Consider the following 9,507-nt stretch of genomic DNA (forward strand, 5'->3'; position numbering starts at 1 on the left):
CGCCGGAGATCTGTCCGGTCAAGCTATATGGGATGATGCCAGTCACCCTCTTGTCCATACACCCCGTTTGTTGTGTCCAACCCGCGCCCGTCTGCGAAATTCCGCCAACATGGCCAGATCGCGTTCAATGTCCTGCGGGTTGGTATCTGCCGGGTCAAATTCACCCCCAACCCAATCGAGCAGTTCGGAGTGCTGCGGGTGTTTGGGGTCAGCAATTACATCCAGAAATTCCAGAAAACCCGGAACTCCGCCAATATCTTCTGGTGGAGCTGCGCGCTCACCATCAACAAAAACCGGGTAATTCGTGCTCTCATCCCCATCGCGATGGTCTTCCACGCGAATGGTGCAACGCCAGTCGTCACCAAAATCGTAAATGTATGAAAATTCCTTGATGCCAAGTCCGGCCAACCGGTCCAGCTTGAACCCCTTGGCCTTATAAACACGGCCACCAAGATCCCCGAAAGACGGCATTGGTTCCCCATATCTGCGGTTCTCGAGTTGAAACTCCCAGAGATGCGCATGCTCCCACCGCATGACAGCCTGAATGGTGTCATGCAAGGCCTCAAGAGTTGCCCCTGCCGGGACATCGACCCGGCGCCAGATGCGCGGCTCTATATCATCAAGTTCTATCAGCAGGCGAATGACGGGTTCGGACATGGCTCTAACCTTGGTTTTCTTTCGGCCAAGAACCTAGCGAGCAATCTCAATGCCAACAAGCACAGATCTCCGCGCCCGGCGTGATGCCCTCGTTGCCCGGCGGTCCTCGGGTGTCGCGCGCGTCAGCTATGACGGCAAGACCGTGGACTATCGCAGCGTGGCCGAGATTGACCGGGCCATCGAAGCCCTTGAGCGCGAGATCGCAGCCGCCGAAGGACGGCAATTTGTGCGCCATGTCCGCGTAACGGCCTCAAAGGGTCTCTGACATATGGGCTTGTTCGACCGTTTCCGCCGCCCATCGTCCGGCGGCGCCGCGGCCATGCGGGCGCGGCTGGAAGGGGCGATGGCAAAACGGCGGCTCAGGGGCTGGAACCCGCCGCTTGAAAACATCAACTCACTGGTTGCCTCCGGCGGTCCCCGGCTGCTGGCCCGCGCCCGGGAGCTCGTAGTCACAAACGGCTATGCATCAAATGCCTGCGAGGCTTTTGCCGCCAATCTTGTCGGCGACGGCATCAAACCGTCCTCCCTGATCGGCGACGACGGGCTCAGGGACCATGTGCAGCGGCTCTGGCTCGCCTGGACCGATGAAGCCGACGCAGACGGGCTGACCGATTTCTACGGCCTGCAGGCCATGGTCGCGCGTGAGATGTTCGTGGCGGGCGAATGTTTTGTCCGGCTGCGGCCCCGGCAATTGAGAGATCGGCTGACGGTGCCCCTGCAGCTGCAATTGCTTCAATCCGAAATGCTGCCGTTTGAAAAGACCGGAACCGCAGCAAACGGCAACCGCATCCGGTGCGGCATCGAGTTCGACCGGATCGGCCGACGCGCCGCCTACCACTTCCGGCGCCGTCACCCCGGCGACAGCACGGATCACGGTGACGTGCTCCCCGAGACCGTCCGGGTTCCGGCCGCCGATGTCCTTCATGTCTACCGGCCCGTCGATGCCGGTCAGATCCGGGGTCTGCCGCATATCGCTCCGGCGATGGTCCGGCTGTTCCTGCTTGACCAGTACGACGATGCGGAACTCGACCGGAAGAAGACCGCAGCCATGTTTGCGGGCTTCATCACAAAAACCGCTCCGGAGGATCCGGTGATGGGCGAGACAGCCGAGGATCCTGACGGTGCCGCCATTGCCAGCCTTGAACCGGGGACCTTGCAGGTCTTGCTGCCGGGCGAAGATGTCAGGTTTTCATCTCCTGCCGATGTCGGTGGCGGCTACGAGGCGTTTCAGTACCGGACATTGCTTGCGGTCGCAGCCTCGCTCGGCCTGCCCTACCATCTGGTCACCGGCGATGTCCGGCAGGCCAATTATTCAAGCCTGCGCGCCGAGCTGGTCGAATTCCGCCGCCGCATCGGTCAATTGCAGCATGGCGTGATCGCGCATCAGCTGTGCCGTCCGGTCTGGCGGCGCTGGCTGGAAACGGCAGCCCTCTCCGGGGCTGTTCAACCCGGCGATCTGGACGCCGCCCAGCCTGTTCAATGGATACCGCCGCGTTGGGACTGGGTCGATCCGCTCAAGGACATCCAGGCACAGGTGCTCGCCATGGAGGCCGGCATCACCTCACGGCGCAAGGTGGTCGAGGCCACCGGTTACGACATCGAGGAAATCGACCGCGAAAATGCCGCCGATACCGCCCGCGCATCCGACCTCGGACTGCACTACCGGACAGAGCCGGGCGAGACACAGGGAGCCCGGGCAACACCGGCAAGACAGCCGGACCCCGGTAATGCGGACCCCGGAGATACGAAACACGGTGATGCGGACCCCGCCGGGGGCAGCGCCGGACAGGCAAGCGATCCCGACATCAAGGAGTAAAAGAATGGCAAGCTGGTATGCGATCCGCGCCTGTGGCAGAGAGGCGGAAGTGACGATCTATGACGAGATCGGCGCTTTCGGGAACTCGGCCAAGGGGTTTCTGGATCAACTCGGCGCGATCCCCGACGGCACGCCGATTGATCTCCGGCTCAACAGCCCGGGCGGCTCGGTGTTCGATGCGGTCGCCATCCACAATGCCCTGACGCGCCATGCGGGCCGGGTGACGGTCTGGATTGATGGCATTGCCGCCTCTGCCGCGTCCTATGTCGCCATGGCGGGCGACGAGATCGTCATGCCTGAAAACGCCTTCCTGATGATCCATGATCCGCAGGGCCTGATGAGCGGATCCGCAGGCGACATGCGCTCCATGGCCGAGGCCCTCGACAAGGTGAAGGGCAGTCTCGTGCAAGGATATGCGGCCCGGTCCGGGAAAGCGGCAGAAACCGTTGCAAGTCTGATGGCAGCTGAAACCTGGTTTGGCGCGGCCGATGCCGTGGCCGAGGGATTTGCTGACCGGCTTGCCCCTCCGGTGCGCATTGCAGCCCGGTTCGACACAGACCGTTTCCGGAATGCCCCCGGCCAACTGGCCGAACCGGCGGCCAATGAACCCGAAAGCGCCGATCCGATCCAGCCGGACGGAGAGACAAGTGACGGCAGCCCGGAAACCGACGATGAATCCCGCGCCGTTGCTCCGGAGGCACAAACCGCACTGCCGGATGCAGCTGCCATTGGCGGCGCGCCGCCTGATCCGGCCACTGTCCGCGCCGGAGCGATTGCCCATGCACGGGCCATCGTGGATCTCTGCCAGCTTGCGGGCCAGCCGCAGATGGCAGCCCGCTTTCTCGACGGCAACATTGACCTTGAGGAGGTGCGCGCCGCCCTGCTTGCCGCAAGGGCCGGGTCCGAACCGGATATTGCCTCTCAACATCCCCAGCCGGGCCGCGGCACTCGGGCGAGCCCCTGGGGTGAAATCGTTGCCCGGACGTTCAAGCAGAAAGGAACATCATGACCACGCTGAGCGAGGGAAAACATCCCGGCGGATTTCTCGTCTGGGAAGCTTTCCGCGATTACACGCGCGAAACCATTACGGTTGCGAGCGGCAAACTCGAACCCGGCACCGTGCTCGGCAGGATAACGGTCTCGGGCAAATACGCCGCTCACGACACTGCTGCCGTTGACGGTAGCGAAACCGCCGCCGCTGTTCTTTGGGGCGCGGCGGACGCCAGTGAAGGCGATGCCCTTGCTGTTGCGGTCGTGCGCGGTCCTGCCATTGTCAACCGCCATGATCTTGTCTTTGCCGGCACCCCGGCCGAAGCGGAAATCGAAGCCGCCCACACGAGCCTGCTGGACGCCGGCATTCTCGTCCGCTGATCCTACCCCCGACTGATCAAAAGGAAACCAAACATGGCCACGATGGATATCTTCGAGGCCGATGCCTTCACGGTCATCGAACTCACCCGCGCTCTTGAAAACATCCCGTTCAAACCGGCGCTGATCTCGGGCTCCAGCCTGTTCAGCCCGCGCGGTGTCCGGTCCCGCACGGTGGTCATCGAAAGCCGGGACGGCACGCTGTCGCTGATCCCGTTTTCCGAACGCGGATCAGCTTACGAGAGCCAGGTTCCCGAACGGCGCGGCATGCGTGCCTTTGTCTGCCGTCAATTCAAGAAACAGGACGTGCTGTGGGCCTCGGAGATCCAGTCCGTGCGGGACTTCGGGTCCGAAACCGCCACCCAGCAGGTCCAGTCGGAAGTGGCCCACCGCCTCCGGCGCTTGCGCCAGGATGCGGAAGCGACTTTCGAGTACCATTTCCTGAACGGCATTCAGGGGATCGTCAAGGACCCGAAGGACGGAGCCACGGTCATCGACTATGCGGCCGAGTTCGGCATCTCCCCGGCTGCGGAAATCGACTTTGACCTCGACAATTCCTCGCCCGCATCCGGCGCCTTGCGCAAGCGCTGCCAGGCCCTGATTGAAAGTGTCGAGGACAGCCTTGGCGGACTTGCAGCCGGCAGCGTCATGGTTCGCGCCGAATGCGGCTCGGCGTTCTTTGCAGATCTCGTGGCCCACAAGGAAGTCCGGGAAAGCTATCTCAACACGGCAGCTGCGGCGGATCTCAGGGGCCGTGTGGCCGACGAGGTCAGCTTTGGCGGCATCACCTTCCGCCGGTACCGGGGCAGTTCGGCCTTCGGTGTTCCAGCCGACAAGGCCTTCCTTTATCCCGAAGGTGTGGAAGGGCTCTTCGAGATCTATCACGCCCCGGCAGACACATTCGAAACGGTCAACACACTCGGGCTGCCGCTTTACGCCCGCACGATCCCGGACCGGGACCGCGATGAATGGGTGCGGCTGGAGATCGAAAGCAACCCGCTGCCGATCTGTACGCGTCCGCAGGTGCTGCGCAGTGCAAGGCGGACCTGATGGATGCCTTCAAGGAGGCGCTCGACATCCTGTTTGCCGATCTGGATCTGGCCCGGGATGTGACCCATACCGCCATGGACGGAAGTACTGCGGTCCAGGTGCGGGCGATCTTGCGAAGACCGGACGAAATCACCGGATTTGGCGAGGCCCGGCTCTGGTCCGAAACCACCCGGCTGGATCTTCGCGTGAGCGAGGTTGCCGCCCCCCGCCCGGGCGACGGGATCGAACTGGACGGCGAAGCGTTCACAATACAGGGCGAGCCCGTCCGGGATCGCGAGCGGCTCGTCTGGACCGTGGAGCTCCGGCCCGCATGAAGCTCAAACTCGACATCACACCCGGCCTTGTTGCCGCCATGGCCGCCGAGGTGACCGCCGGAGAAAAGGCCGTCACGGCCGCCATGCGCGAAGCAGGCACCGGATTGAAGAGCGCCTGGCGGGACCAGATCACTGGCGCGGGGCTCGGCAGGAGGCTCGCAAACTCGATCCGCAGCCAAACCTATCCCAAGGCTGACAAAAGCCTGAGCGCCGCAGCACTGGTGTGGTCGAAGGCACCGGTCATCGTCAGTGCGCATGACACGGGGCCGTTGATCCGTTCAAAAGACGGGTTCTGGCTCGCCATTGCGACACCTGAAGCCGGGCGGGGCTTGCGCGGCGGTCGGATCACGCCCGGCGAATGGGAGCGTAGAACCGGCATTAAACTGCGGTTTGTCTACCGCAAGCACGGACCAAGCCTCTTGGTGACAGACAAGGCCCGCATCAACAAACGCGGACGGGCCGTGGCCTCGCGCTCCAAGACCGGCCGGGGCCAGGTCACCGCTCCGATCTTCCTGCTGGTCCCGCAAGTGAAGCTACCCAAGCGGCTGGATCTCGATCGGGATGCGATACGGGCGCTCGACAGCGTGCCGGGACTGATCGTGACGAATTGGGTGGAGGACAGGCTTTGAATGTGGATCGAGCTTCAGCCGAGAGACGCCCGTACATCTGTCATCGGAATGAAGACGCGGTACGGATTGTCAGCATCACCAAGGGGTTGGAAGCCAAGTTCAGCATAGAACTTCCAGCGGCGATCAAAATGATCGTCTTGCAGGACGTCGAGTGTGATGGCCGCAGCACCCATCTGATCAGCAATCCCGAGGCATCGCCTTAAAGCATCGATCACGAGAGCCGTTCCCAGACCCGTACCTTGCCTGTCTTCGCGGACGGCTACGGCACGGATGTAGATGACGGGAATGTCGGGTACGCCAGCGCGCTGCCACTTTTTGGGGCCAAGATTGGCCCGGATGGCCATCGCACCGAGTGTATAGAAACCAAGCACGGCGGGATTATCGTCAGCGGTTGCGATCCACGCTGTGACCATCCCGGCCTTGACCTGATCCGAAAGCGAAGATTTCAGGAAGTTGTCGATGGGCGCAAATCCGCAAGAAAAGGCGCTGCGGTCATGCAGCGCCTTGTCGAATTTGGCGATTGTAAGGGCGGGCGTGTCCGCCGTGGCCTCAGTCAACATCCTTAAGAAGGCCCTTCGACGCTTCCGCTGCACGTGCCAGACCGGGCACAACCTTCCCCGGCGCCTCTATAGCAGCCTTGAAAGCTTCAAACGCGTCAATGGGCAGAATGGAGAGGGACAGACGTTGCTCGACCTCCTGCGCACGCAGAAGGGCTGCTTGGCGAATGAAGTCAGCTTCCTGCAGGCCGGTGGCAGCAGCTGCAGCCTTGATGCGCTCTTCATCAGCACGATGCATGCGCAGCTCCTTGCGCGCTTCCATCTTGCCCGGCGTAGGTGTGGTGGTTTCGATCGCAAACATAATCGGTCTCCTTCGCTAGCTTATGTACGGCATAACGCCGTACATGTCAATGGTCGGCATGGAGATGATCAGCATCGCCGCACCGGAAAAGCCATGTTCACCACGATGATCAACATGGTGATGATCGTCCCGACCATCCAAAGAACATCAGAATAACGCATGCCTACCCCACGCGAAACCATCCTCACCGCCCTGCACACACGGCTCTCGGCGCTGCCCGCCACTGCCCTGCGCGGCGACGTGCTGCCCGAGCGTGTGCCGGTCGAAGGGCTGCTGATCCTGCGCGACGGCGAGCCAGGAGAGCCGGAAGTCACTCTGTCGCCGCTGGCTTACCACTACCGGCATCGGGCCGAAATCGAAGCGGTGGTTCAAGGCAATGATCGCGACGCCGCCTTCGACGGGCTATGCGCCAGCATCGGTACTGCGCTTGCCGACGACCACACACTTGGCGGCCTCTGCGACTGGGTGGAAGCAGAAGCACCGCGCCCGGTCGATCTGTCCGTCGCGGGGGCTGCCAGCCTGAAGGCAGCGGTGATCCCGATTGTGCTGCATTATTCAACGGCCGATCCGCTTGGTAACTGAAACAGGTATCTCAACATTGTTGATCAAGGCATTGGTCCGGTTATGCATTTCGCACCTCCTGTATTCATCTTTCAGATCGTTGGTTTCCAGATAGCGGTAGTGGGTCTTGAGGTCTCGCAGCAGTTCAATCTGTTTGTGAAGACCCGATTGTACCCGGCGATAAAACCACCTTTGTTCAGGTGATCCGTTGCGCGCCTCAGCCAGGCGGCGCACCATATCCAAGGCATCCTCGCGATGTTCAAGGTAAAGGGCGACAACTTCCCGTCGAATGACATGGCGGTAACGGACGCGATTGAACAAATCCTTGAAGGTCATGGCGCTTTACTCCTCTTGCCTTGAGGTTCCTGTCATGCAGCGTCAAAACCATGGTGTGATACTGCAAGCAGATATCAACCGATAATTGTCATAAGGACCGAATCCGATGGCACGAGCCCAAGGGGCGCGGGCGCTGATGGCGCTTGCGTTCGAGACCGTCTATGGCACGCCGCCCGCGGGCGGCTTTACCAGAATGCCTTTCGCAAGCACATCGCTGGGGGCAGAACAACCGCTGCTGAACTCCGAGCTGCTAGGCTATGGCCGCGATCCACTTGCACCGATCAAGGATGCGGTGACGGCCGACGGCGATGTCGTCGTGCCGCTGGATGCCGAGGCGTTCGGCTTCTGGTTGAAGGCGGCCTTTGGCGCGCCGATCACCAGTGGCACCGGCCCCTGGACGCATGAGTTTCAGTCTGGTGCCTGGACGTTGCCCTCGATCACCATCGAGACCGGCATGCCCGAGGTGCCGCGCTATGCCATGTATTCCGGCTGCGTGCTCGACCAGATCAGCTGGCAGATGCAGCGATCCGGCCTTCTGACCGCTACAGTGCGGCTGGTGGCGCAGGGCGAGACAATCGGCACGACCAGCAGCGCTGGCACTCCGGCAGCTTTGGAGCTGAAGCGCTTCGGCCATTTCAACGGATCGATCACGCGAAACGGAACCTCGCTCGGCAACTTGGTCTCGGCCGAGATCACCTATGCCAACAATCTCGACCGGATCGAGACCATCCGGAACGATGGCCGCATCGACGGGGCAGACCCGTCCATCGCCGCGCTGACCGGCTCCATTGAGGTCCGCTTCGCCGACAGCACGCTGGTAAGCCAAGCGATCAACGGCGATCCTTGCGAGCTCGAGTTCGGCTACGCACTGCCCTCAGGGGAGAGCTTGCGCCTGACCGTGCACGCCGTCTATCTGCCGCGCCCCCGGATCGAGATCTCTGGCCCGCAGGGCGTACAGGCCACCTTCGACTGGCAGGCCGCCCGCGACAGCACGGTCGGCCGGATGTGCACGGCGATACTCACGAACGACATTGAGGTGTATTGAGTATGCTCACCCTAGACCTGACCAACGCGCCGCGCTGGCATGATCTTGTGCCCGGCGTCCGGGTCCGGCTGCGCCCGCTGACCACGGCCCTGATGGTGGCGGCGCGCAGCGACCCGGCTGTCGAAGCCGTGCCCGGGGAAGCTTCCGACGAGGAACGCGCCGTCGCCTTCGCCAAGGCGCTCGCACGGCGCGCGGTTCTTACCTGGGAGGGCGTGGGCGACAGTGACGGCAGCGCAATTGACCCCGGCCGCGAGGCCATCGATGCGCTGCTCGACGTCTGGCCGGTCTTCGAGGCCTTCCAGCTGACCTATGTCTCGAAGGGCCTGTTGCTGGAGCAGGAAAAAAACGCCTCCGCGCTCTTGCCGAATGGAGCTTCGGCGGGGGCGAGCGATATTGCGAAGCCTGCCAGACGGCGTGTGAAAACTGCCCGGCGCGGCTGAACCGGCCAGTGACCCTTGAGGGCTGGCAGATCCAGGACCTTGCCAGCCGCCTTGGCGGTCAGTTGCGCGTGCTGCCCGGCGCTGTTGTTGGCTGGGATCTGACGGCCGCCCTGGCGCTCGGAACGGCACTCGGAATTGCCCCTGCCGCCATGGCGGAATTGCTGCCGGTCATTGAAGCGGTGATGGTCGTGAAACTCAACGAACAGATGGACCACACGGATGGCGGAAAAACGCGTTAGCGTCCGGCTTGCAGCCGTCGGCGGACGGCAGGTGCGTTCCGAGCTGGAAGGTGTTGGCGAAGCAGGCTCTCGCGGCTTCGGCCGTCTTGCCCGCGAAATGGACAAGGCCAATGCGCGCCTTGCCGCCTTCTCCCGCCGTGTGAAGGTCGCCTCGGCTGCGGCCGTTGCCGCTGCAAGTGCCGCCGGTATCGCCA

16 protein-coding genes are annotated in these 9,507 nt (G+C 62.6%); 12 read left to right on the forward strand and 4 right to left on the reverse strand.

Features of this window, described 5'->3' with window-relative positions; genetic code table 11:
• Nucleotides 1-42 precede the first annotated feature (42 nt).
• The gene (locus tag E1297_RS06910) at nucleotides 43-657 is read right to left on the reverse strand and encodes a plasmid pRiA4b ORF-3 family protein (RefSeq protein ID WP_155135634.1); all 615 of its coding nucleotides are present in this window, start codon (nucleotides 655-657) and stop codon (nucleotides 43-45) included.
• 49 nt (nucleotides 658-706) lie between these two features.
• Here E1297_RS06910 and E1297_RS06915 point away from each other — a divergent pair, with 49 nt between their 5' ends.
• Genes E1297_RS06915 through E1297_RS06945 form a run of 7 tightly spaced genes read left to right on the forward strand, consistent with a single transcriptional unit; the run spans nucleotide 707 to nucleotide 5,834 of the window.
• Nucleotides 707-922, forward strand: coding sequence for a phage head-tail joining protein (locus E1297_RS06915; RefSeq protein ID WP_155135637.1), 216 nt, complete (start codon nucleotides 707-709; stop codon nucleotides 920-922).
• A 3-nt stretch (nucleotides 923-925) separates the two neighbouring features.
• The gene (locus E1297_RS06920; protein ID WP_209015680.1) at nucleotides 926-2,473 is read left to right on the forward strand and encodes a phage portal protein; all 1,548 of its coding nucleotides are present in this window, start codon (nucleotides 926-928) and stop codon (nucleotides 2,471-2,473) included.
• A gap of 4 nt (nucleotides 2,474-2,477) precedes the next feature.
• Nucleotides 2,478-3,482 (forward strand): head maturation protease, ClpP-related, encoded by a 1,005-nt coding sequence (locus tag E1297_RS06925; protein WP_196223230.1) that lies wholly within the window; start codon nucleotides 2,478-2,480, stop codon nucleotides 3,480-3,482.
• Entirely contained in the window at nucleotides 3,479-3,844 is a 366-nt protein-coding gene (locus tag E1297_RS06930; RefSeq protein ID WP_155135642.1) for a head decoration protein, read from the forward strand. Before E1297_RS06925 ends, E1297_RS06930 begins: the two co-directional genes overlap by 4 nt.
• Nucleotides 3,845-3,877: 33 nt before the next feature.
• A complete protein-coding gene (locus E1297_RS06935; RefSeq protein WP_155135645.1) occupies nucleotides 3,878-4,891 on the forward strand; it encodes a major capsid protein in 1,014 nt (337 codons plus the stop codon).
• The gene (locus E1297_RS06940; protein WP_155135648.1) at nucleotides 4,891-5,205 is read left to right on the forward strand and encodes a hypothetical protein; all 315 of its coding nucleotides are present in this window, start codon (nucleotides 4,891-4,893) and stop codon (nucleotides 5,203-5,205) included. Before E1297_RS06935 ends, E1297_RS06940 begins: the two co-directional genes overlap by 1 nt.
• Nucleotides 5,202-5,834, forward strand: a complete 633-nt coding sequence (locus tag E1297_RS06945; RefSeq protein WP_155135651.1) for a DUF6441 family protein — start codon at nucleotides 5,202-5,204, stop codon at nucleotides 5,832-5,834. The genes E1297_RS06940 and E1297_RS06945 overlap by 4 nt, the downstream gene beginning before the upstream one ends.
• Before the next feature lie 14 nt (nucleotides 5,835-5,848).
• Here E1297_RS06945 and E1297_RS06950 read toward each other — a convergent pair whose 3' ends face one another.
• The gene (locus tag E1297_RS06950; protein ID WP_155135654.1) at nucleotides 5,849-6,394 is read right to left on the reverse strand and encodes a GNAT family N-acetyltransferase; all 546 of its coding nucleotides are present in this window, start codon (nucleotides 6,392-6,394) and stop codon (nucleotides 5,849-5,851) included.
• A complete protein-coding gene (locus E1297_RS06955; protein ID WP_155135657.1) occupies nucleotides 6,384-6,692 on the reverse strand; it encodes a DUF1778 domain-containing protein in 309 nt (102 codons plus the stop codon). Before E1297_RS06955 ends, E1297_RS06950 begins: the two co-directional genes overlap by 11 nt.
• Before the next feature lie 159 nt (nucleotides 6,693-6,851).
• Between E1297_RS06955 and E1297_RS06960 the strand changes: the two genes are divergently transcribed.
• Entirely contained in the window at nucleotides 6,852-7,274 is a 423-nt protein-coding gene (locus tag E1297_RS06960; RefSeq protein ID WP_155135660.1) for an acyl-CoA transferase, read from the forward strand.
• Here E1297_RS06960 and E1297_RS06965 read toward each other — a convergent pair.
• A complete protein-coding gene (locus tag E1297_RS06965; RefSeq protein WP_155135663.1) occupies nucleotides 7,248-7,589 on the reverse strand; it encodes a hypothetical protein in 342 nt (113 codons plus the stop codon). The two genes, E1297_RS06960 and E1297_RS06965, sit on opposite strands and share 27 nt — an antisense overlap.
• Nucleotides 7,590-7,695: 106 nt before the next feature.
• Here E1297_RS06965 and E1297_RS06970 point away from each other — a divergent pair, with 106 nt between their 5' ends.
• The 4 genes from E1297_RS06970 to E1297_RS06985 all read left to right on the forward strand — a co-directional run.
• On the forward strand, nucleotides 7,696-8,634 hold the full coding sequence (locus tag E1297_RS06970; protein ID WP_155135666.1) for a phage tail tube protein: 939 nt from the start codon (nucleotides 7,696-7,698) through the stop codon (nucleotides 8,632-8,634).
• Between the two features lie 2 nt (nucleotides 8,635-8,636).
• On the forward strand, nucleotides 8,637-9,074 hold the full coding sequence (locus tag E1297_RS06975; protein WP_155135669.1) for a hypothetical protein: 438 nt from the start codon (nucleotides 8,637-8,639) through the stop codon (nucleotides 9,072-9,074).
• Nucleotides 9,075-9,082: 8 nt separating this feature from the next.
• Nucleotides 9,083-9,313, forward strand: coding sequence for a hypothetical protein (locus E1297_RS06980; protein WP_209015681.1), 231 nt, complete (start codon nucleotides 9,083-9,085; stop codon nucleotides 9,311-9,313).
• Nucleotides 9,294-9,507 (forward strand): hypothetical protein (locus tag E1297_RS06985; RefSeq protein WP_155135675.1); only part of this gene is annotated, 214 nt, incomplete at its 3' end. The genes E1297_RS06980 and E1297_RS06985, both read left to right, overlap by 20 nt.

The sequence above is a fragment of the Roseibium sp. RKSG952 genome, from assembly GCF_009711355.1.

Coding starts and splice junctions, on each gene's coding strand:
- E1297_RS06925 (WP_196223230.1), top strand. CDS start 2,478: ATGGCAAGCTGGTATGCGATCCGCGCCTGTGGCAGAGAGGCGGAAGTG.
- E1297_RS06930 (WP_155135642.1), top strand. CDS start 3,479: ATGACCACGCTGAGCGAGGGAAAACATCCCGGCGGATTTCTCGTCTGG.
- E1297_RS06935 (WP_155135645.1), top strand. CDS start 3,878: ATGGCCACGATGGATATCTTCGAGGCCGATGCCTTCACGGTCATCGAA.
- E1297_RS06970 (WP_155135666.1), top strand. CDS start 7,696: ATGGCACGAGCCCAAGGGGCGCGGGCGCTGATGGCGCTTGCGTTCGAG.
- E1297_RS06940 (WP_155135648.1), top strand. CDS start 4,891: ATGGATGCCTTCAAGGAGGCGCTCGACATCCTGTTTGCCGATCTGGAT.
- E1297_RS06920 (WP_209015680.1), top strand. CDS start 926: ATGGGCTTGTTCGACCGTTTCCGCCGCCCATCGTCCGGCGGCGCCGCG.
- E1297_RS06915 (WP_155135637.1), top strand. CDS start 707: ATGCCAACAAGCACAGATCTCCGCGCCCGGCGTGATGCCCTCGTTGCC.
- E1297_RS06975 (WP_155135669.1), top strand. CDS start 8,637: ATGCTCACCCTAGACCTGACCAACGCGCCGCGCTGGCATGATCTTGTG.
- E1297_RS06955 (WP_155135657.1), bottom strand. CDS start 6,692: ATGTTTGCGATCGAAACCACCACACCTACGCCGGGCAAGATGGAAGCG.
- E1297_RS06965 (WP_155135663.1), bottom strand. CDS start 7,589: ATGACCTTCAAGGATTTGTTCAATCGCGTCCGTTACCGCCATGTCATT.
- E1297_RS06950 (WP_155135654.1), bottom strand. CDS start 6,394: ATGTTGACTGAGGCCACGGCGGACACGCCCGCCCTTACAATCGCCAAA.
- E1297_RS06910 (WP_155135634.1), bottom strand. CDS start 657: ATGTCCGAACCCGTCATTCGCCTGCTGATAGAACTTGATGATATAGAG.
- E1297_RS06960 (WP_155135660.1), top strand. CDS start 6,852: ATGCCTACCCCACGCGAAACCATCCTCACCGCCCTGCACACACGGCTC.
- E1297_RS06945 (WP_155135651.1), top strand. CDS start 5,202: ATGAAGCTCAAACTCGACATCACACCCGGCCTTGTTGCCGCCATGGCC.